Below are 20,733 nucleotides of genomic sequence, written 5' to 3' on the forward strand. Positions count from 1 at the left end.
TGGATAGAGACAGTTGGCGTACTCAGGAGGCCGCGCCGGCCTTGGCCGGCGTGGCCGGTTTGGCGGCCTGGTCCTTGGTCGGCTTGGCGCCTTTGGCTGCCGTGTCCTTGGTGTCCTTGGCCGCCGTGTCCTTTGCATCGGGCTTGGCTCCCTGGCCCTTGTAGCTGGTGCCATTGACCGTCAGGCCGTCCCCCGAGAACTTGGCGGCGGTCGGTTCGCCCACGCCTTTGACGCGTGCAATGAAATCGGGCCAGTCCTTGAAGGCGGAGGATTTGCGCTCCTCGAGAATGCGTGCCGACATGGCCGGGCCAATGCCCTTGATGGATGTCAATTCGGCTTCATTCGCCTTGTTGACCTCCACGGCAGCCAGGGCCATCACGGACCACAGCAGTGCAATGAAGCCAGCCATCAGTTTTCTGAACATACAAACCTCCTGATCCCAAAATGTTGAGGGCCGCAACATTGCGACCCAGAGGCATCTTATGCAGGGCCTTGGCGTGCGGCTAGGCGGTGAAGGGGGCCAGCAGGCCCGTGCAGGCATGGCCGAACGTGTGCAAAGTCAATGGCCATGCGCCTGCCAAGGCGGTTTCTAGGAATACTCTGAAAATACACCGTCCATGCCGTGTTTGCCAATGGGGGTGACGCGAGGCAGGGGGTGGAGCTGCTTCTCGCGCCTGCCCCGCATCACAGCTCCTCGACGCGCCGGGCCGGATAGCTGTCCCAGCTCTGGCAGCCGGGGCAATGCCAGAAATGCTGGCGTGCCTCGAAGCCGCAGGCCGCGCAGCGGTAGCGGGTCAGCGGCTTGGCCGCGTGGTCCAGCGCGCGTTGCACGGCCGGGTGGTACTGCTCCTCGGCCAGCTTCTCGCCTGCCAGCCACTGCGCGGCAGCCACCAGGGAGGGCTCCCTGTCCAGATGCTGGACCAGGCGTGCGCGTCCCGGTGCCTTGGTTTCACCATCGTTGCTCTGTTCTTCAATCTGAGCGTCCAGCGCGACCAGCGCCTGCAGCAGATCCAGCGAGGGTGCCTGCTCGTACTGCTGGCTGAGCAGTTGGTGGATGTGCTGGCGCTGGCCCGTGGCGGCGGCAATGTCCACCAGCAGCTGAGCCGCCAGCGGCAGCGAGGCTGGGGACTGCTCGGCCAGGCTTTCCAACGTGTGCAAGGCCTGGGCCGATTGCCCCATGCGGTGCTGCAGCTGCGCGTGCTCCAGGCGCGGGCGTGCGGCCTGTGGGGCGGTGGTGATGGCCTGCTGCAGCCGCTGCAGTGCCTCGGCCTGCTGGCCCTGGGTCAGCAGGGCCCGGGCGTCTTCGCAGAGGTAGTGGGCCAGGCGGCCGCTGAAGTCGCCCTGGTTGGCTTCCTGCATGCGGCGCGCAATGGCGGCGGCCTGTGCCCAGTCGCGCGAGCGTTCGTAGATGGCCAGCAGGGCCAGGCGGGCCTCGGCCTCGAAGGCCGTGCCTTCCAGGCGGCGCAGCGCGTCCTCGGCACGATCGAGCAGGCCTGCCTTCAGAAAGTCCTGGGCCAGCGCGTGCTGGGCGCGGTCGCGGTCCACGCGGCTGAGGTCGCCTCGCGACAGCAGGTGTTCGTGCACGCGCACGGCGCGGTTGTATTCGCCACGGCGGCGAAAGAGGTTGCCCAGCGCGAAGTGCAGCTCCGAAGTGTCGGGGTCGTTCTGCACGGCTTCGATGAAGGCGTCGATGGCCTTGTCCTGCTGCTCGTTGAGCAGGAAGTTCAGACCCTTGAAATAGGCCTTGGGCGCCTGGCGGTTTTCGGCGCGAATCTGCCTCAGGTCCCAGCGCGAGGCCAGCCAGCCCAGCACGAAGGCGACGGGCAGGCCCAGCAGTATCCAGCTCAGATCAAATTCCATGCACGTCGCCCGGCAGGATGGGGGATGGGGCGGGCTTGGGCGCCGTGGCCGCTGCCGGTGTCTCGGCTGCGGCAGGCACTGTGGCCTGGGTCGAGCGCGCGGCGTTGCGGTGCTTGAGCCAGCGCGGCACCATGCCCAGAACGCCCACGATCAGGCCCAGTGCGAAGGCGGCCAGCACCACCAGTACCAGCGGCGCAGTCCAGGAGGTGCCGAAGAAGAAGTGCACCGTCGCGTCCTGCTGGTTGTTCAGGGCGAAAGCGAACAGCGTAAAAAAAATGGCCGCCTTGAGCAGCCACAGGAAGTACTTCATGTGTTCCCTTGTGTGACGGGAACGATTCTAGAGCCTGGCGGAGAGGGCGGCTGCGGCGCGCGCAGCCGGTCAGCCCGCTTTCAGGCGGCAGGGCCGGTGCCTGTGCCGGAGCCTGTGTTGTCTGTATCGATGGCCGCGCCGGGGCGCAGGTCCACGGCTTCGCGAAGGGCCTTGCCGGGCTTGAAGTGCGGCACGCGCTTGGACGGAATGTGGACAGCCTCGCCACTGCGGGGATTGCGGCCCATGCGGGGCGGGCGATGGTTGACCGAGAAACTGCCAAAGCCGCGGATTTCGATGCGATGGCCTCGCACCAGGGCATCGCTGACGGCGTCAAGAATCGTCTTGACGGCCTGCTCGGCATCGCGCTGGCTCAGTTGGCCAAAGCGGGCGGCGAGTTCTTCGACGAGATCGGATCGGGTCATCAAGGATAGGAATCAGGGGTTGAAATGGCGACGGGCGCCCGGAGGCGCCCGTCGCATCCGACCTTCAGCGGTCAGCAGACTGGCTGCTGATTACTTGTCGGAGTTGTCCAGCTTGGCGCGCAGCAGGGCGCCCAGGCTGGTCGTGCCGGCGTTTTCCTTGGCCGACTGAGCGGACAGGGAAGCCATGGCTTCTTGCTGGTCGACCTGGTCCTTGGCCTTGATCGACAGCTGGATGTTGCGGGTCTTGCGATCCACATTGACCACCACGGCGGTGATCTCGTCGCCTTCCTTCAGCACCGAGCGGGCATCTTCCACGCGGTCCACGGCGATTTCCGAAGCACGCAGGTAACCGATGATGTCTTCGCCCAGGTCGATTTCAGCACCACGTGCGTCCACCGTCTTGACCTTGCCCGACACGATCTGGCCCTTGTCGTTCACGGTCACGAAGGTCGTGAAGGGATCGCTGTCCAGCTGCTTGATGCCCAGGGAGATGCGCTCGCGCTCGACGTCCACGGCCAGCACGATGGCTTCGACTTCCTGGCCCTTCTTGTAGTTGCGCACGGCGGCTTCGCCGGGCTCGTTCCAGGACAGGTCGGACAGGTGCACCAGGCCGTCGATACCGGCAGCCAGACCCACGAACACGCCGAAGTCGGTGATCGACTTGATCGGGCCCTTGACGCGGTCGCCGCGCTTGGTGTTCTGCGCGAACTCTTGCCAGGGGTTGGCCTTGCACTGCTTCATGCCCAGCGAGATGCGACGCTTGTCTTCGTCGATCTCCAGCACCATGACTTCGACTTCGTCACCCAGGGTAACGAGCTTGGTCGGAGCAATGTTCTTGTTGGTCCAGTCCATTTCGGAGACGTGCACCAGGCCTTCGATGCCGGGTTCCAGCTCGACGAACGCGCCGTAGTCGGCAATGTTCGTGACCTTGCCGAACAGGCGGGTGCTCGAGGGGTAGCGGCGCGAAACGCCCATCCACGGGTCGTCGCCCATTTGCTTCAGACCCAGCGAGACACGGTTCTTCTCGGTGTCGAACTTGAGGATCTTGGCGGTGATTTCCTGGCCAGCCTGCACGACTTCCGAGGGATGACGCACGCGGCGCCATGCCATGTCGGTGATGTGCAGCAGGCCGTCGATGCCGCCCAGGTCCACGAACGCACCGTATTCGGTGATGTTCTTGACCACGCCTTGAACGATGGCGCCTTCCTTCAGCGTTTCCATCAGCTTGGCGCGCTCTTCGCCCATCGAGGCTTCGACCACGGCGCGGCGGCTCAGCACCACGTTGTTGCGCTTGCGGTCCAGCTTGATGACCTTGAACTCCATCGTCTTGTTTTCGTACGGAGTCAGGTCCTTGATCGGACGGGTGTCGATCAGCGAACCGGGCAGGAAGGCGCGGATGCCGTTGACCAGCACCGTCAGGCCGCCCTTGACCTTGCCGGAGGTCGTGCCGGTCACGAATTCGCCCGATTCCAGGGCCTTTTCCAGAGCCAGCCACGAGGCCAGGCGCTTGGCGGTGTCGCGCGACAGGATGGTGTCGCCGTAGCCGTTTTCGATCGAGCCGATGGCGACCGACACAAAGTCGCCCACCTGGACTTCGATTTCTCCCTGGTCGTTCTTGAATTCGTCGATTGGCACGTAGGCTTCCGACTTCAGGCCAGCGTTCACGACGACGAAGTTGTGCTCGACGCGCACGACTTCAGCGGTGATGACCTCGCCAGGACGCATTTCCGTGCGTTGCAGCGATTCTTCAAACAGGGAGGCAAAAGATTCAGACATGTATTTCCTTGCCCGCAAACAGGTTTCCGCCGGCACTATTGCCAGGCGTTTCTAGGACTGTTTGCGGAGGTGTTGTGGGTTCAACCACGGTGTTGGAGTCTATGGACCTCGGGCCGTACATGGGGCGGTGCCGCCATGTCTGGGCCCGGAGGGCGGGTTTGCCGACCGTGCGGCGCAACTGGCAATCAGTCGCGGCCGAACGGCTGGCGTTCCTGCCACCACGAAAGCACCTGTTCTGCCACCTCTTCGATGGAGAGCTCGGAGCTGTCAAGCAGCATGGAATCCTGGGCGGGCTTGAGCGGTGCGACGCTGCGGTTCATGTCCCGCGCATCGCGTGCTTCAAGGTCAGCCCGAAGGGCGCTTATGTTAGCGGCAATTCCTTTGGAAATCAACTGCTTATGCCGGCGCTCGGCGCGACAGGCGGCGGAGGCCGACAAATAGACCTTGAGGGGAGCATGGGGAAAGATCACCGTGCCCATGTCGCGGCCGTCGGCAACCAGCCCCGGAAGCTGCTGGAAGGACAGCTGCAGGTCCACCAGCGCGTCGCGCACGGCAGGCAGGGCCGAGACGCGCGAGGCGTTCATGCCCGACTCCTCGCTGCGCAGGATGAGGGTGACATCCTCGTCACCCAGCCAGATGCGCTGCTCGGCGTCAAAGCGCACGGGCAGCTCGCGCGCCAGCACGGCGATCTGCTGGGCGTGCGGTTCGTCCAGCACCAGGCCGGCGCGCGATGCGGCCAGTCCCGTGAGCCGGTACAGCGCGCCCGAGTCCAGCAGGTGGTAGCCAAGAGCCTGGGCGACCTCGGCGGCAATCGTGCCCTTGCCCGAGGCCGTGGGGCCATCGATGCAGATCACGGGAATGCGCGCGCGGGCCGTCTCGCAGACGGAGAACAGGGCCTCGAAGTAGTCGGGGAAGGTCTTGGCGACGCACTTGGGGTCTTCGATGCGCACGGGCAGGGCGGCCGGGTTGAAGGCCGCCAGCGAGAAGCACATGGCCACGCGGTGGTCGTCATAGGTGTGGATGCTGGCCGCACGCCATGCGGCGGTGGATGCGGGCGGAGTGATGCGGATGAAGTCCGCACCCTCCTCGACGTCGGCGCCCAGCTTGCGCAGTTCCTTGGTCATGGCCGCGATGCGGTCGGTTTCCTTGACACGCCAGCTTGCGATATTGCGCAGCGTGGTCGTGCCATCGGCATACAGGGCCATGACGGCCAGCGTCATGGCGGCATCGGGGATGTGGTTGCAGTCCAGGTCGATGGCCTTGAGCGGCCATGCGCCACGGCGGATGCGCAGCCAGTTGGGGCCGCCTTCCACCTCGGCGCCCATGGCGCGCGCGGCCTCGACAAAGCGGATATCGCCCTGGATGGAGTCCAGTCCCACGCCGAGGATGCGGATGCCTTCGGCGCTGTCCGAGGCGATGGCGCCCAGTGCGATGAAGTAGCTGGCCGACGAGGCGTCTGCCTCGACATGGATCTCGCCCGGCGAGCTGTAGCGGTTGCCGGCCGGGATGGTGAAGCGCTGCCAGTTCTCGTTGTGCACGGCAATGCCGAAGCGGGCCAGCAATTCCAGCGTGATGTGGATGTAGGGCTTGGAGATCAGCTCGCCCACGACTTCGATGGTGATGTCGCGCGTGCTGGCCAGCAGCGGCAGCGCCATCAGCAGCGAGGTCAGGAACTGGCTGGAGACATCGCCACGCACCTGGATGGGGCTGTGCGGCAACTGCGAGAAATCGGGCTGGCGGATGTGCAGCGGAGGAAAGCCCTCGTTGCCCAGATAGTCGATGCGGCAGCCGAGCTGGCGCAGCGCATCGACCAGATCGCCGATGGGGCGCTCATGCATGCGCGGCACGCCGCTGAGCTTGAAGTCGCCGCCCAGCACGGACAGGGCTGCCGTCAGCGGCCGCATGGCCGTGCCGGCGTTGCCCATGAACAGCTCGGCACTGGCGCCAGAGGGCAGGACGCCGCCCAGGCCGGTGATGCGCACGGGCTGGCCGAGGGTGATGGTTGCGGGCTCCACCGTGCAGCCCAGTTGCTGCAGGGCCCGGAGCATGACGCGCGTGTCGTCCGAGTCAAGCAGGTCGTGGACCACGGTCGTGCCCTGGCTCAGTGCCGCGAGCAGCAGCACGCGGTTCGAGATGCTCTTGGAGCCCGGCAGGCTCACCGTGCCCTGCGCGCGGGAAAGAGGGGGGATATCGAGAAAGGCGGTACTGAACATGGCAATTCGGAGGCAAACAGGCTGTCGGGAGGCATTGCGGCCGCGCCGGCCGCAATGCACAGGAGCGCTTTGGGTGCGCCGGGCTTGCGTCTGGCGCTTGCCCTGCGTTGCGCGTCAGCGGCGCGGAGCGCCCATGCGCCAATGGGCGCGCGCGGCACTGGCCAGGGTCAGGCGGTCTTCAAGACCTTGTCCGTCACCGGCCTGGATCAGGGATTCGAGTTGCTGCAGCGCCTGCTGGAACTGGCGCGACTGTGCCAGAACCTGCTCGCTGTTGGCCAGCAGCACATCACGCCACATCTTGGGATCGCCTGCGGCAATGCGTGTGAAGTCGCGGAAGCCGGGGCCGGCCAGGGACAGCACGTCGTCGGAGTCGGGCTGGGTGATCACGCTTTGCATCATGGCGAAGGCCAGCAGATGCGGCAGGTGGCTGACCGTGGCAAAGGCGCTGTCGTGGGCTTCGGGCGACATGGCGCGCACGCGGCAGCCCAGCAGTTCCCACAGGGAGCGGGCTTTTTGCAGGTGGTCGGTCAGCGTGCGTTCGGTGGGCGTCAGGATGACCTGTGCGCCCTTGTACAGCTGGGGGTCGGAGTGCTCGACGCCCGAGACTTCCTTGCCTGCAATGGGGTGGGCCGGCACGAAGGAGCCGAGCTGGTCGCGCAGGGTCGAGCGGGCGGCATGCACCACATCGACCTTGGTGGAGCCCACGTCCATGATCATCATCTCGGGCGTGACCAGGTGCTTGATGGACTTGAGCGTGGCCTCGGTCGCCGCCACGGGCACGGCCAGCAGCACCAGGTCGGCACCGGCGGCGGCCAGCAGGGCGGAGGGGGCCTCCACATCGATGACGCCCATCTGGCGAGCGCGTTCGGTCGTCGAAGGCGACTTGCTGTAGCCCACGACGCGCTTGACCAGCCCTGCCTGCTTGAGCGCCAGGGCGAACGAGCCGCCCATGAGGCCGCAGCCGATCAGGCCCAGTTGTTCAAAGGGCTGCATCACTTGGATACCGGGTAGGTGCCCAGCACCTTGTAGAAGGCACACAGGCCGCGCAACTCTTCCAGCGCGCTGGCCACGTTGGGCTGTGCCGGGTGGCCTTCGAGGTCGATGTAGAAGTAGTACTCCCACTGGCCGGTGCGCGCGGGGCGCGACTCGAAGCGCGTCATCGACACGCCGTGCCTCTTCAGCGGCACCAGCAGGTCATGCACGGCGCCAGGGCGGTTGGGCACGGAGATGATGATGCTGGTGCAATCCTGGCCGCTGGGCGAGGGCGTGGCCAGCGTGTGCGGCAGGCAGATGACGGCGAAGCGCGTGCGGTTGTAGGCATCGTCCTGGATGGCATGCGCCACCACATGCAGGCCGAATTGCTGGGCCGCGCGTTCGCTGGCCAGGCCGGCGATGTTGGGGTGCAGTGCTGCCAGACGAGCGCCTTCGGCATTGCTGGACACCGGGCGGCGCTCGGCATGCGGCAGGTGCTTGGCCAGCCAGCCCTGGCACTGTGCCAGGGCCTGGGGATGGGCTGCCACGACTTCGATGCCCTCGGTCGTGTTGCTGCTGCGAAGCAGGTTGTGGCGCACCAGCAGGCTGACCTCGCCCACCACGTGGCAGGGCGTGTGCAGGAACATGTCCAGTGAGCGCGTGACCACGCCTTCGTTGGAGTTCTCCACGCCCACCACGCCGTACTGCGCGCTGCCTGCGGCCGTGGCGTGGAACACCTCGTCGAAGCTGTTGCAGTACATCAGATCGGCCGCGCCGCCGAAGTACTGGATGGCGGCTTCCTCGCAGAACGTGCCCGCCGGGCCCAGCACGGCCACGCGCTGGGGCGACTCCAGCGCCAGGCAGGCCGACATGATCTCGCGCCAGATGGCCGAGACATGGCCGTTCTTGAGCGGGCCGGGATTGGCGGACTCGATCTTCTGGATGACCTGGGCCACGCGGTCCGGGCGGAAGAAGGGCGTGCCTTCACGCTTCTTGACCTCGCCGACCTGCTCTGCCACGCGGGCGCGTCGGTTCAGCAGGTCCAGCAGTTGCTGGTCGATATCGTCGATCTGCACGCGCAGATGCGCCAGATCGGGAGAGGCTTGGGGTGTGGTGCTCATGGGCGTGAGTGTGGGTCGGTCAGGCGTTGCGCTGTTCGAATTCGCGCATGTACTCCACCAGCGCCTGCACGCCAGCGATGGGCATGGCGTTGTAGATGCTGGCACGCATGCCGCCGACGGACTTGTGGCCCTTGAGCTGCAGCAGGCCGCGTTCCCGGGCTCCGGCCAGGAAGGCGTCATTGCGCGATTCGTCGCGCAGGAAGAAGGGGATGTTCATGCGCGAGCGGCAATTGGCAGCGACCTTGTTCACGTAGAACGAGGACTGGTCCACGTACTGGTAGAACAGGTCGGCCTTGGCGATGTTGCGCGCCTCCAGGGCGGCCACGCCGTTCAGGCCGCCTTCGGTCTGGCGCTTGATCCATTGGAACGTGAGGCCCGCGATGTAGATGCCCCAGGTCGGCGGCGTGTTGTACATCGACTGGTTGTCGGCCACGGTCTTGTAGTCGAAGGCCGAAGGGCAGGCTGGCAGGGCGTGGCCCAGCAGATCCTCGCGCACGATGACCAGGGTCAGGCCGGCAGGGCCCAGGTTCTTTTGCGCGCCGCCGAACGCCAGGCCCACGCGGCTCCAATCGACGGGGCGCGATGCCACGTGCGAGGAGAAATCAACCACCAGCGGAGCATCGCAGCCCAGCGCCTTCAGGTCGGGCAGCTCCTGGAACTCCACGCCATGGATGGTTTCGTTGCTGCAGATGTGCACGTAGCTGGCGCCGCGGCTCAGTTGCCAGCTCTCGGGGGCGGGCAGGGCGGTGAACTTGCCGTCCTCGCCGCTGGCCGCGATGTGCGCATCGGCCACGTACTTGCGTGCTTCCTTGGCCGACTTCTGGCTCCAGCTGCCGCTGAGCACGAAGTCCACCGTGCCGGCGCGCGACAGGTTCAGGGGAACGATGGCGTTCTCGGCCAGGCCGCCGCCCTGCATGAACAGGATCTTGAACTCGGGCGGTACGGCCAGCAGCTCGCGCAGGTCGGCCTCGGCCTGTTCATAGATGGAGATGAACTCCTTGCCGCGGTGGCTCATCTCCATCACGCTCATGCCGGACCCGTGCCAGTCGAGCATTTCGGCGGCTGCCTGCTGCAGCACTTCGGCGGGAATGGCGGCGGGGCCGGCGGAGAAGTTGTAAGGGCGGTTCATGGAGTTCACTGTCAAGTCACGCGCAGGCGCCAGTTCGGGCGGTGCCTGCAACTGTCAAAAATCTGAGCCGCCGCTGGGGCTGCGCTCCCAGTGCGGGAGGCAGCCCCAGCGGCTGCTGGGTCATCAGGCGGGCTCGCCCGTGCCTTCGGCAGCGGCTTCGTCGCCGCCTGTGGCCTCCTCGCCCGTGGCCTCGTCCTCGACTTCGTTGGCATCGTTTTCAACGATGCGCTGCAGGCCGCCGAGCTTGGCGCCTTCGTCCAGGGAGATCAGCGTCACGCCCTGGGTGGCGCGGCCCAGTTCGCGGATTTCCGAGACCCGGGTGCGCACCAGCACGCCAGTGTCGGTGATCAGCATGATTTCGTCATCGGCATGCACCAGGGTGGCGGCGACGACCTTGCCGTTGCGCTCGGACTGCTGGATGGCAATCATGCCCTTGGTGCCGCGGCCATGGCGCGTGTACTCCACGATGGAGGTGCGCTTGCCGTAGCCGTTCTCGGTGGCCGTGAGCACGCTTTGCGACTCGTCCTCGGCCACCAGCATGGCGATCACGCTCTGGCCTTCTTCCAGGTTCATGCCCTTGACGCCGCGCGCGTTGCGGCCCATGGGGCGCACGTCGTTCTCGTCGAAGCGCACGGCCTTGCCGCCGTCGCTGAACAGCATCACGTCATGCTTGCCGTCGGTGAGGGCTGCGCCGATCAGGAAGTCGCCCTCGTCCAGGCCCACGGCGATGATGCCGGCCTTGCGCGGGTTGGAGAACTCGTCCAGTGCCGTCTTCTTCACGGTGCCCATGCTGGTGGACATGAACACATAGTGGTCGGCCGGGAAGCTGCGGTACTCGCCCGTCAGCGGCAGCACCACGTTGATCTTCTCGCCATCCTGCAGCGGGAACATGTTGACGATGGGGCGTCCGCGCGAGCCGCGCGAACCTGCGGGCACTTCCCAGACCTTGAGCCAGTACAGGCGGCCGCGGTTGGAGAAGCACAGCAGGTAGTCGTGCGTGTTGGCGATGAACAGCTGGTCGATCCAGTCGTCTTCCTTGGTGGCCGTGGCCTGCTTGCCGCGTCCGCCGCGCTTTTGCGAGCGGTACTCGGACAGCGGCTGGCTCTTGATGTAGCCCGTGTGGCTGAGCGTGACCACCATGTCGGTGGGCGTGATCAGGTCCTCGGTGGACAGGTCCTGCGCGCTGTACTCGACCGTGCTGCGGCGGGCGCCGACCTTGCTCTGTCCGAACTCGGCCTTGATCTGCTTGAGCTCGTCGCCAATGATGGCCGACACGCGCTCGGGCTTGGACAGGATGTCCAGCAGGTCCTCGATGACGGACATCACGTCCTTGTACTCGGCGACGATCTTGTCCTGCTCCAGGCCGGTCAGTCGCTGCAGGCGCATCTGCAGGATTTCCTGGGCCTGGGTTTCGGACAGGCGGTACAGGCCATCGGCCTGCATGCCGAATTCGCGCTCCAGCCCGTCGGGGCGGTAGTCGTCGGCGTTGACCACGCCGCCATCGGTGCGGGTGCGCGTCAGCATCTCGCGCACCAGCTTGCTGTCCCAGTTGCGCGTCATCAGCTCGGCCTTGGCCACAGGCGGCGTCGGCGCGTTGCGGATGATGGCGATGAAGTCGTCGATATTGGCCAGCGCGACCGCCAGGCCTTCCAGCACATGGCCGCGCTCGCGTGCCTTGCGCAGCTCATACACCGTGCGGCGCGTGACCACTTCGCGGCGGTGCTGCAGGAAGACCTCAACCAGATCCTTCAGGTTGCACAGCTTGGGCTGGCCATCGACCAGCGCCACCATGTTCATGCCGAAGGTGTCTTGCAGCTGGGTCAGCTTGTACAGGTTGTTGAGCACGACCTCGGGCACTTCGCCGCGCTTGAGCTCGATCACCAGGCGCATGCCCGACTTGTCGGACTCGTCCTGGATGTGGCTGATGCCTTCGATCTTCTTCTCGTGCACCAGCTCGGCCATGCGCTCCTGCAGCGTCTTCTTGTTGACCTGGTAGGGCAGCTCGTCAACGATGATGGCCTGGCGCTGGCCGCGATCGATGTCCTCGAAGTGGCACTTGGCGCGCATCACCACGCGTCCGCGACCCGTGCGGTAGCCTTCCTTGACACCGTTGATGCCATAGATGATGCCGGCCGTGGGGAAGTCAGGCGCGGGAATGATCTCCATCAGCTCGTCGATGGTGGCCTGAGGCGTCTGCAGCAGGTGCAGGCAGGCATCCACCACCTCGTTGAGGTTGTGCGGAGGAATGTTGGTGGCCATGCCCACGGCAATGCCCGAGGAACCATTGACCAGCAGGTTGGGCAGCCGCGCGGGCAGCACCAGCGGCTCGCGCTCGCTGCCGTCGTAGTTTGGGCCGTAGTCCACCGTCTCCTTGTCGATGTCGCCCAGCATCTCGTGGGAGATCTTGGACAGGCGGATTTCGGTGTAACGCATCGCCGCCGCGCTGTCCCCGTCCACCGAACCGAAGTTGCCCTGCCCGTCGACCAGCATGTGGCGCAGCGAGAAATCCTGTGCCATGCGCACGATGGTGTCGTACACCGCGCTGTCTCCGTGCGGGTGGTACTTGCCGATCACGTCGCCGACGATACGCGCCGACTTCTTGTACGGCCGGTTCCAGTCGTTGTTGAGCTCGTGCATGGCGAACAGCACGCGCCGATGCACAGGCTTGAGACCATCTCGCGCATCGGGCAGCGCCCGGCCCACGATCACGCTCATTGCGTAATCGAGATAGCTGCGACGCATCTCCTCTTCGAGGCTGATGGGCAGGGTTTCTTTAGCAAACTGGGTCATGTGTGGCGATACTCTGACGGCGGGAAAAGGCCCATTTTAGGTCGAATGACGTGTAGCAGCCGAGCAACATAACCCTGGAATTCCGCCGCTGTCCTACTTGTTGGCGCCCGCTTGGCGGTCCGTCTGCTTGTGACGTATGGCACAATCAATTCAACGTTTTTGGTGATGGTCACTGATAACGTCCACAGATTCGCAGCCCTGCTGCGGCTTTTTCCCCAAGAGGAGAACCATGAAGAAACTGAACAAAGTGGCGATGTTGTTTGCCTCTGCCGCCCTCGCAACGGCTGCTGGCGCACAAGTGAAGGCTGCTGACGGTGGCAAGACCATCGACAACTGGCAAAACGGCACCAGCGAACTGGTGTGGAAGAACGGCACGAACGAACTGTGCTGGCGCGATGCCAACTGGACGCCCGCCACTGCAGCAGCTGACTGCGACGGTGCCCTGAAGCCTGTGGCAGCCGCTGTGGCTCCTGCCGCAACGCCCGCTCCGGCAGCTCCCGCTCCGGCACCGGCTCCCGCTCCGGCCGTGGCTTCCAAGGTGACCTTCTCTGCTGACGCTTTCTTCGACTTCGACAAGTCGGTTCTGAAGCCCGAAGGCAAGGCCAAGCTGGATGACCTGGCCTCCAAGGTCAAGGGCATCAACCTGGAAGTGGTCATCGCCGTCGGTCACACCGACTCCGTTGGCTCTGACGCCTACAACCAGAAGCTGTCGGTCCGCCGCGCTGAAGCTGTGAAGGCTTACCTGGTGTCCAAGGGCATCGAAAAGAACCGCGTCTACACTGAAGGCAAGGGCGAAAAGCAGCCCATCGCCGACAACAAGACCAAGGAAGGCCGCGCAAAGAACCGTCGCGTGGAAATCGAAGTGGTCGGCACCCGCGCCGCTCAGTAATCTTTCGATTGCTTCCCGCAAAAGCCCCGGCAACGGGGCTTTTTTTATGGCCGAACGGTCGTCGCAATCACCGACAATCGAGCCATGAGCAACGCAATCAACGTCAATGCCGACCCGGCGGAGCTGGAGAAATTCTCCAGCCTGGCCCATCGCTGGTGGGACCCGGAAAGTGAGTTCAAACCTTTGCATCAGATCAATCCGTTGCGCCTGGACTGGATTGATGCGCAAGCTCCCTTGAAGGGCCGCAGGGTCCTTGATGTCGGCTGCGGTGGCGGCATCCTCGCCGATTCCATGGCCCGCAAGGGGGCGAGAGAGGTGGTGGGCATCGACCTGGCCACCAAGGCATTGCGCGTGGCCCAGTTGCATGCGCTGGAAACGGGTACTCCGAACATCCACTACCACGAAGTCAGCGTGGAACGTCTGGCCGAGGAGCAGCCGGGCTCCTTTGACGTGGTGACCTGCATGGAGATGCTGGAGCATGTGCCCGATCCCGCTTCCGTGGTCGCGGCCTGCGCCGAGCTGGTCAAGCCTGGGGGCTGGGTGTTCTTCTCCACGATCAACCGCAGTGCCAAGTCCTTTGGTCTGGCCATTGTGGCGGCTGAGTACCTGCTCAAGATGATTCCCAAGGGGACGCATGAGTACGCCAAGCTGATCCAGCCCAGCGAACTCGCCATGTTTGCCCGTCAGGCTGGCCTTGACCTGCAGGCGAGCAAGGGTCTGCAGCACAACCCCATCACCGGGCGCTACTGGCTCAGCGCGGACACGTCGGTGAACTACATGCTGGCAACGCGCCGGGCAGAAGGGTGAGCCGCATGTGGCAAGAAGTCCGAGCTGTTCTGTTCGACCTGGACGGCACCTTGATCGACAGTGCACCCGACCTGGGTGCGGCCGCAGACAGGATGCGCATTGACCGTGGCCTGCAGTCGCTTCCCTATGAGCGGTATCGGCCCATGGCGGGCGCCGGGGCACGGGGGATGCTGGGCGTGGGCTTCGGGCTCACGCCTGACTCGCCGGAGTTTCCGGAGATGCGCGAGGAGTTTTTCCGCAACTACGAGCAGTGCATGACCGAGCGCACCTATGCGTTCGATGGTGTCCCGGAGCTCATTGCACAGCTCCAGGCGGCATCCATACCCTGGGGAGTGGTCACCAACAAATCCATGCGTTTCACCGATCCGCTGACGCAGCAGATGCCGCTTTTCGCGAGCGCTGGTGCCATCGTCAGCGGTGATACCACGCCCCACGCAAAGCCCCATCCAGCGCCGTTGCTGGAAGCTGCCGCGCGTATCGGCCTGCCTCCGCAGTGTTTTGTCTATGTGGGTGATGATGAGCGCGACATCGTTGCAGGCAAGGCCGCAGGCATGAAGACCGTGGCGGCCTGCTACGGCTACCTCGGCGCAGCCGGCGATACGCTGCAGTGGCAGGCGGATGCGCAAATCTATTCTCCGCTGGAGCTCTTGAAACTGCTGGAAAGAGGCTAAGATAGGAGGCTTGGGGCTGTCCTGGTTTCGACGTGGGTTCGGGACCGGTGTGGTGCATGTCGAGCTTGAGTGACGCTCGTAAATCTCCATTCAAAAAACTAACTGCAAACGACGAACGTTTCGCACTCGCCGCTTAAATCCGGTGAGCCTTGCAACAGCACGCTGATGGGCTGGGCAAGGGGGTAGCAATACCTCCCGGCTGCAAGGGAATTTACATCAGCTGGCTGCGTGCTGGGCTTCTTAGTACGTGGCAAGATCCAAGGAAGCTGGCATCCCGGGTAGCGTGCGCCTGCGCGACTTGGGAGGCGAGACTCAAAACAGAACGCTAAACATGTAGATCTGCCCGGCGAAGGCTTGCGGACGCGGGTTCAATTCCCGCCAGCTCCACCATCCAAGACACCGCCACACACTGATGACCTCAGCGTGTGGCGGTTTTTTTTGTCTTCAAGTGTCCTGCGGTGTCGTCGGAATCGCACGGATTTCGCACGAGCTACGGGAAAGGGCTCGGCAAGGAGGCTGGCCCAGGGTTGATTCAGCTGCTGCCCATGTCGGGCATGGGCTGTTGCGACAGTTCCTGGATCAGCGTGAGGCGGAAATGCGCCAGGGCCTTGGCGCCGTGCTGTATGTGGTGCAGGTCTGCCACCCCGCCGATGCCCGAGACCAGCAGCTCTGGTTTGTTGGACAGGATGACTTCTATGAAGTGGTCAGCCAGTTCTGCTGCCAACAGGGTGTCTGTGCTCTGTTTGCTCATGTGCGTTTCCTCCTTGTGGTGGAAATCGCATGGTATGGCATCGCGGCGGAATAGGGGGGAGCCGACTGGAGGCATGGCCGGCGCCCGGTGTTGATTCTCAGATGGCGAGGCTTGCGCGGTCCTTGCCTTCTATCCATTTGGGCGGCTTGCCGCGGCCTGTCCAGGTGGCGCCGGTTTCTGGGTTGCGGAATTTGGGCTCTCCCACGCTGTGCTTGCCGGCCTTGCCGGGCTTGCTCTTGGCGGAGGGGAAGACGTCTTCCTTCGTCAGGCCATATTGCTGCACCATCGCCTTTGCTTCAGCGATCGCATCGGTTTTCGCATTCTGGATGAGTGCGTCGATTTTTTTCTCAAGCTCGGCTTTTTGTTGCAGCAGGGCCTTGTAGTCGGATGTCATGGCAATGATGATTTTCAGTGGGAGATGCGCGTGTATATCACGGGTATGAATATTTTGTAAGTTATGAGTAAGAAAAAGAGTGTGGGAATGCAGGAACGGTCACCAGCGACGTAGCGCGTTCAGAACAGGTGATGGGGATGGTTGGGGCGATGAGGTGCGCCCAAGAAAAAGGCCAGCGGCTTGCGCTGGCCTGGGAAGAAAGAGCCGGTGCTTTTTGAAAGCTTCCTGGGGGAATGAGAGGGAGGGAGGAGGAAATGCCCCAGACCCGGCAATGAAACGGTGCAGAAACTGAAGGCGATGATGCCTGCCGTGCGCAGGCCGGCCGATGGGTGAGAGGCGAGTCTGCACGTAGGACGGGGGAGCATCTGCCGAGTCACAGGCTGGTCATCTCCATGCGCGATAAACCGGGAGTTGCGCAACCATGGGGGGGAGCGCATTGTTTTTTTATTGCGCATCCATGTCCATTGCTGCCACGCTGATTCCATTTGTTTTCAACCCGGCCAATCCGATGAGTGCGCCATTGCAGCGCCATCGTTGGCGCCTGTATGGTGCGGGCCTGCTTCTTTCGGCGTCTGCCGGGGTATGGGCGCAGGTGCCCTTCAACGGCACCTACACGCAGAATTTCGACACCCTGGCCGCGTCAGGGGCGGGGCTGGCCTGGGCCAATAACAGCACCTTGCCGGGCTGGTTTCTCTTCAACAAGAGCCTGGCATCCATCACCTCTTACGTAGCTGGCAATGGTGCCTCCAACACCGGCAGCTTCTACAGCCTGGGGCTGAGCGCGGACCGCGCCTTGGGGGGCGTGGCATCAGGCGGGGCCTACTTTGGCAGTCCGGCCCAGGGCGCTGTAGCGGGTTGGATTGCGCTGGCGGTGCGCAATGACACGGGTGGCTCGGTCGATGGCATCACCTTGCGATTCAACGGCGAGCAATGGCGCAACGGTGGCAATACGGAACCGCAGCCCATGGTGCTGGAGTACGGCATGGGAGCCGCCTTTGCCGACGTGCCTGAATGGCTGCCTGCCGGCGCGAACTTCAATTGGCAATCGCCTGTTGCCACTGGCACTGCTGCCGCCGTGGACGGCAATGTGGCCGGGCGGGTGAACAATGTGGGCGGGGATCTGCGCGGCCTGGGCTGGGCGCCAGGTGCCACGCTGTGGCTGCGTTGGGTGGAGCTCAATGATGTGGGCAACGACCACGGCCTGGCCATTGATGACATCTCCATCACCCTGGCGCTGCCCGACGCCACGGCGCCCACGCTGCAGGCAAGCATTCCCGCGGCGGCGGCAACCGGGGTGGCGCTGAATCCCGAAATCAAGCTGAGTTTCGATGAGGCGGTGAAGCCCGGTAGCGGCAGCTTCGAACTGCGCCAGGGCGGCACGGTGGTGGCAACGCTGCAGGCTGGCGATGCGGCACAGGTGAAATTCAGTGGCTCGACCATCACGCTCAACGCGGGTGTGCGGCTGGCGGTCAATACGCCCTATAGCCTGGTTTCCGTGGGCGAGCCGGTGTTGGATACCTCGGGCAATGTGTGGAACGGCACGACGCTGGGCTTCACGACGGGAGACGAGCCGCCGGTCACCAGGATTTCTGCGGTCCAGGGCTCTGGCGACCAGTCTCCTCTGGTGGGGCAGAAGGTGACGGTGAGTGCCGTGGTGACGGCCTATATGCCTGGACTGAGCGGCTTCTTCGTGCAGGAAGAGGCGGCAGACTCCGATGGCGATGCTGCTACCTCGGAGGGCGTCTTTGTCTACTACGGCAACGCCAATCCTGGCGTGGATGAGAGCACGGTGGGCAAGCTGGTGCAGATTTCCGCCTCGGTGAGCGAGTTCCGCAATCAGACCCAGCTCAGCGCCATCACGGACTTCGTGGTCCGCGGCGCGGCGGCCTTGCCGGAGCCGGTGCGCATCGCACTGCCTGTCAGCGACATGGGGCAATGGGAGCGTCTGGAAGGCATGCGTGTGGAGGTGGCATCCGCCACCGCAGGCGGCAAGCTGGTGGTGAGCGATAACCGCACGCTGGGCCGCTACGGCAATGTCACGCTGTCTGCCGATACGCCGTTGGCGCAGTACACCGAAGTCAACGCTCCCAGCGTGGCGGGCTATGCAGCCTACGTGCAGACGCTGCAGCGCAGCCAGATCATTCTCGATGATCGCTCCGGGGCCCAGAATCCCGAGTTCGTGCCGGGTCGTGGCGGCTTGCCGCTGTCGGCGTCCAACACGCTGCGCGCTGGCGATGGCGTGGACCGCGTCATCGGCGTGCTCGACCAGTTCTTTGATGCTGCCGCCAGCGAGCCCTATCTGACCAGCTACCGCGTGCAGCCCACGCAGACGCCGCAGTTCACGGGGGCCGCGCGACCTTCAGCTGCTGAATTGCAGCAGGCCGTGGGAGCGGCCACGCTCAAGATCGCATCGGCCAACGTTCTCAATTTCTTCAACCTGACCGGAGCCACAAGCGGCTCTTCCCAGGTGATGTTCAACACGCCGCTGGGCAACCAGCAGGGAATTCGCGGTGCCAACAGCATTGCTGAGCTGGACAGGCAGCGCGCCAAGATCGTGGCCAATCTGCTGGGGCTGGGCGCCGATGTGTACGGCCTGATGGAGGTGCAGAACAATGGCTTTGGCCCGGGCAGCGCCATCCAGGATCTGGCCGACGCCTTGAACGCGAGTGCGGACAAGCCTGCCGGCGCCGTGTATTCGGTGGTCAAGGCTCCCTTCAGTGAGGCTGCAGGCACGGTGCCAGGTGCGGGCACGGATGCCATTACCGTGGCCATCCTCTATCGCAGCGACCGCGTCACGCCGGTGGGCAGCGCAGCGGCACCCAATGTCTCTACCTACGATGCCTTCAACGGAAGCATCGGCGGAGCCCGGGTGCCGATTGCGCAGACCTTTGCCGTGGGCGGCAGCACGGAGCAGTTCACGCTGGTGGTGAACCATTTCAAATCCAAGGGCAGCGTGCTCGGTGGCGCAGGCAATGCGGACGTGCTCGACGGCCAGGGCGCCAACAACGCGGCACGCGTGAAGACGGCCCAGCAACTGAGCAACTGGCTGGCAACCCGGCCCACAGGCGCGACCAGCCCCCACGTGGTGCTGGTGGGTGATTTCAACGCCTATGCGAAGGAAGACCCCATCACCACGTTGGAGACCAGCGGCTATGTCAAGGTCTCCCAGGGGCTGTCCTATGCATTCGACGGAATGTGGGGTTCGCTGGACCATGTGCTGGTGAGCACCAGTCTGCAGCCCAGCGTGGGGCGTGCGGTCAAGTGGGCCATCAATGCCGAGGAGCCCGAGGTGCTCGACTACAACGTCGAGTTCAAGTCGCTGGATCAGCAGGCCAGCTTCTATGCGCCCACTGCCTATCGTTCCAGTGACCACAACCCCATCCTCTTGGGGCTGAGTTTTGGTGGCCAGGCGCCATCGTTCAGTGGCGTGCCTGCCAATGCGCAGGCAGTGGTGGTGGGGCAGGCGGCCGATCTGGCGGACGTGGTGGTGGCCGATGCCGACAGCTCCGTCGTCACACTGTCCATCGTCGCCAGCGGCGGACAGGTGCTGGGCCTGGAGGATGCAGATGCTGCACAGCCCGGCATTCAACTGCGCGGCAGCCCCGAACAGGTGTCGCAGCAATTGCGCGCCGCCATGTACATGGCTTCGGTAGCCGGCCCGGCCAGCCTGCAACTGAGCGTGAGCGATGGTGTCCATGCGGCTGTGACGGCCAGCTATCCGCTGCTGGCGACCGCCGCGGGCGCAGTGGACCCGGCCAATCGATTCAACATCACCGGAGCAAGCCAGATTGCGGTTGCGGGCGAGGTCGTGGGCGGTGGCGCCAACTGCCGCCTGGCCGAGCCGCCGCAGGTCGTGGCGGCACCGGGTACTCCACGTCCTGGGGCGGTGGTGCCACACGGGCTGCTGAAGCTCAATACCGATGGCTGTGATGCGGGTGCGCTCGTGACGGTCAGGCTGACCTATCCGAACGATTTGCCCAGTGGTGCTGAATACTGGAAGTGGGGCCGCACGGCAGATAACACCACGCAGCACTGGTACCGTATACCTGCAACGCTGCAGGGGCGCGTCGTCTCCTTCGTGTTGCGCGATGGCGGCCTGGGCGATGACGATCTGCTGGCCAATGGCCGTGTGGAAGACCCTTCGGCCCTGGTGCTGCCTGCCGCGGTCGGTGGCGGTACGCCGGCGGCGATTCCGTCACTGAGCGAGTGGGCGGTCGCGCTGCTGAGCCTGATGATGGGTGGACTGGCCATCCGTCTGCGCCGCCGCAACCCTTGATGCTGCCGTGAAAAAGCCCGGTCTGCACCACGTGCAGGCCGGGCTTTTTGCATTGGGGCAGGGGAAACTGCGGACAGGCATTTGCCTGGCTGCGTGCAAGAGGGATAGGTGGGAGAGGATCTTGGTGTGCAACCGCAGGCCGATGCTTGATGATGGCCGGGTTGGGTGCGAAAGTGGCGCGTCTGCTGCTGCGGGCGCCTTCTCGGTGCAAGGAATGAGAGAGATATCCAGAAACGATCGTGCTTGAAAAAGAGCCTGGCTAACCGGCATACCGCTGGCTGGCAAAAACGACTGCAGGCTGAACTGGCCTGACGAGTCGCCCCACGATGAAACTGAACTGCTGCAACACCAT

Annotated in this window: 16 protein-coding genes and 1 other RNA gene; 5 read left to right on the forward strand and 12 right to left on the reverse strand. The window is 64.4% G+C overall.

What is annotated here, in order from left to right; genetic code table 11:
- Positions 1 to 22: 22 nt before the first annotated feature.
- From LGR64_RS06740 to gyrA, 10 genes are all read right to left on the reverse strand, one after another.
- A complete protein-coding gene (locus LGR64_RS06740) occupies positions 23 to 424 on the reverse strand; it encodes a ComEA family DNA-binding protein (protein WP_088164204.1) in 402 nt (133 codons plus the stop codon).
- A 260-nt stretch (positions 425 to 684) separates the two neighbouring features.
- Positions 685 to 1,860 carry a lipopolysaccharide assembly protein LapB gene (gene lapB / locus LGR64_RS06745; protein WP_141836257.1) on the reverse strand — a complete coding sequence of 392 codons (1,176 nt, stop codon included), beginning with the start codon at positions 1,858 to 1,860 and terminating at the stop codon, positions 685 to 687.
- Positions 1,850 to 2,170, reverse strand: a complete 321-nt coding sequence (locus tag LGR64_RS06750) for a LapA family protein (RefSeq protein WP_141836260.1) — start codon at positions 2,168 to 2,170, stop codon at positions 1,850 to 1,852. Before LGR64_RS06750 ends, lapB begins: the two co-directional genes overlap by 11 nt.
- An 80-nt stretch (positions 2,171 to 2,250) precedes the next feature.
- On the reverse strand, positions 2,251 to 2,592 hold the full coding sequence (locus LGR64_RS06755; RefSeq protein WP_013801626.1) for an integration host factor subunit beta: 342 nt from the start codon (positions 2,590 to 2,592) through the stop codon (positions 2,251 to 2,253).
- 90 nt (positions 2,593 to 2,682) lie between these two features.
- A complete protein-coding gene (gene rpsA, locus LGR64_RS06760; RefSeq protein WP_288124655.1) occupies positions 2,683 to 4,386 on the reverse strand; it encodes a 30S ribosomal protein S1 in 1,704 nt (567 codons plus the stop codon).
- Positions 4,387 to 4,553: 167 nt separating this feature from the next.
- Positions 4,554 to 6,581, reverse strand: a complete 2,028-nt coding sequence (locus LGR64_RS06765; protein ID WP_141836263.1) for a bifunctional 3-phosphoshikimate 1-carboxyvinyltransferase/cytidylate kinase — start codon at positions 6,579 to 6,581, stop codon at positions 4,554 to 4,556.
- A 114-nt stretch (positions 6,582 to 6,695) separates the two neighbouring features.
- Complete coding sequence (locus LGR64_RS06770; protein WP_230355110.1) at positions 6,696 to 7,574, reverse strand: prephenate dehydrogenase; 879 nt, start codon at positions 7,572 to 7,574, stop codon at positions 6,696 to 6,698.
- The gene (gene pheA, locus LGR64_RS06775) at positions 7,574 to 8,674 is read right to left on the reverse strand and encodes a prephenate dehydratase (protein ID WP_013801628.1); all 1,101 of its coding nucleotides are present in this window, start codon (positions 8,672 to 8,674) and stop codon (positions 7,574 to 7,576) included. Before pheA ends, LGR64_RS06770 begins: the two co-directional genes overlap by 1 nt.
- Before the next feature lie 19 nt (positions 8,675 to 8,693).
- Positions 8,694 to 9,803, reverse strand: coding sequence for a 3-phosphoserine/phosphohydroxythreonine transaminase (serC, locus tag LGR64_RS06780; protein ID WP_141836266.1), 1,110 nt, complete (start codon positions 9,801 to 9,803; stop codon positions 8,694 to 8,696).
- Between the two features lie 123 nt (positions 9,804 to 9,926).
- Positions 9,927 to 12,593 (reverse strand): DNA gyrase subunit A, encoded by a 2,667-nt coding sequence (gyrA, locus tag LGR64_RS06785; protein WP_034395021.1) that lies wholly within the window; start codon positions 12,591 to 12,593, stop codon positions 9,927 to 9,929.
- A 229-nt stretch (positions 12,594 to 12,822) separates the two neighbouring features.
- On the opposite strand from gyrA, the gene ompA reads away from it, so the two are divergent.
- The 4 genes from ompA (at position 12,823) to ssrA (ending at position 15,350) form a co-directional block, all read left to right on the forward strand.
- Entirely contained in the window at positions 12,823 to 13,482 is a 660-nt protein-coding gene (gene ompA, locus LGR64_RS06790; RefSeq protein ID WP_012206517.1) for an outer membrane protein OmpA, read from the forward strand.
- An 84-nt stretch (positions 13,483 to 13,566) separates the two neighbouring features.
- A complete protein-coding gene (gene ubiG / locus LGR64_RS06795; RefSeq protein WP_141836269.1) occupies positions 13,567 to 14,289 on the forward strand; it encodes a bifunctional 2-polyprenyl-6-hydroxyphenol methylase/3-demethylubiquinol 3-O-methyltransferase UbiG in 723 nt (240 codons plus the stop codon).
- A 5-nt stretch (positions 14,290 to 14,294) separates the two neighbouring features.
- Positions 14,295 to 14,960, forward strand: coding sequence for an HAD family hydrolase (locus tag LGR64_RS06800; RefSeq protein ID WP_088164208.1), 666 nt, complete (start codon positions 14,295 to 14,297; stop codon positions 14,958 to 14,960).
- 12 nt (positions 14,961 to 14,972) lie between these two features.
- Positions 14,973 to 15,350: a transfer-messenger RNA gene (gene ssrA / locus LGR64_RS06805) on the forward strand.
- Positions 15,351 to 15,492: 142 nt separating this feature from the next.
- On the opposite strand, the gene LGR64_RS06810 is transcribed toward ssrA, so the two are convergent.
- Both LGR64_RS06810 and LGR64_RS06815 read right to left on the reverse strand, forming a co-directional pair.
- Entirely contained in the window at positions 15,493 to 15,711 is a 219-nt protein-coding gene (locus tag LGR64_RS06810; RefSeq protein ID WP_012206514.1) for a hypothetical protein, read from the reverse strand.
- Positions 15,712 to 15,808: 97 nt separating this feature from the next.
- The gene (locus LGR64_RS06815) at positions 15,809 to 16,105 is read right to left on the reverse strand and encodes an H-NS histone family protein (protein WP_141836272.1); all 297 of its coding nucleotides are present in this window, start codon (positions 16,103 to 16,105) and stop codon (positions 15,809 to 15,811) included.
- A gap of 457 nt (positions 16,106 to 16,562) precedes the next feature.
- On the opposite strand from LGR64_RS06815, the gene LGR64_RS06820 reads away from it, so the two are divergent.
- Positions 16,563 to 20,381 carry an ExeM/NucH family extracellular endonuclease gene (locus tag LGR64_RS06820; RefSeq protein ID WP_141836275.1) on the forward strand — a complete coding sequence of 1,273 codons (3,819 nt, stop codon included), beginning with the start codon at positions 16,563 to 16,565 and terminating at the stop codon, positions 20,379 to 20,381.
- Positions 20,382 to 20,733 lie beyond the last annotated feature (352 nt).

This window comes from Delftia sp. Lp-1, from assembly GCF_020523835.1.
In the GTDB taxonomy this organism is placed as follows: Bacteria; Pseudomonadota; Gammaproteobacteria; order Burkholderiales; family Burkholderiaceae_C; genus Comamonas; species Comamonas acidovorans.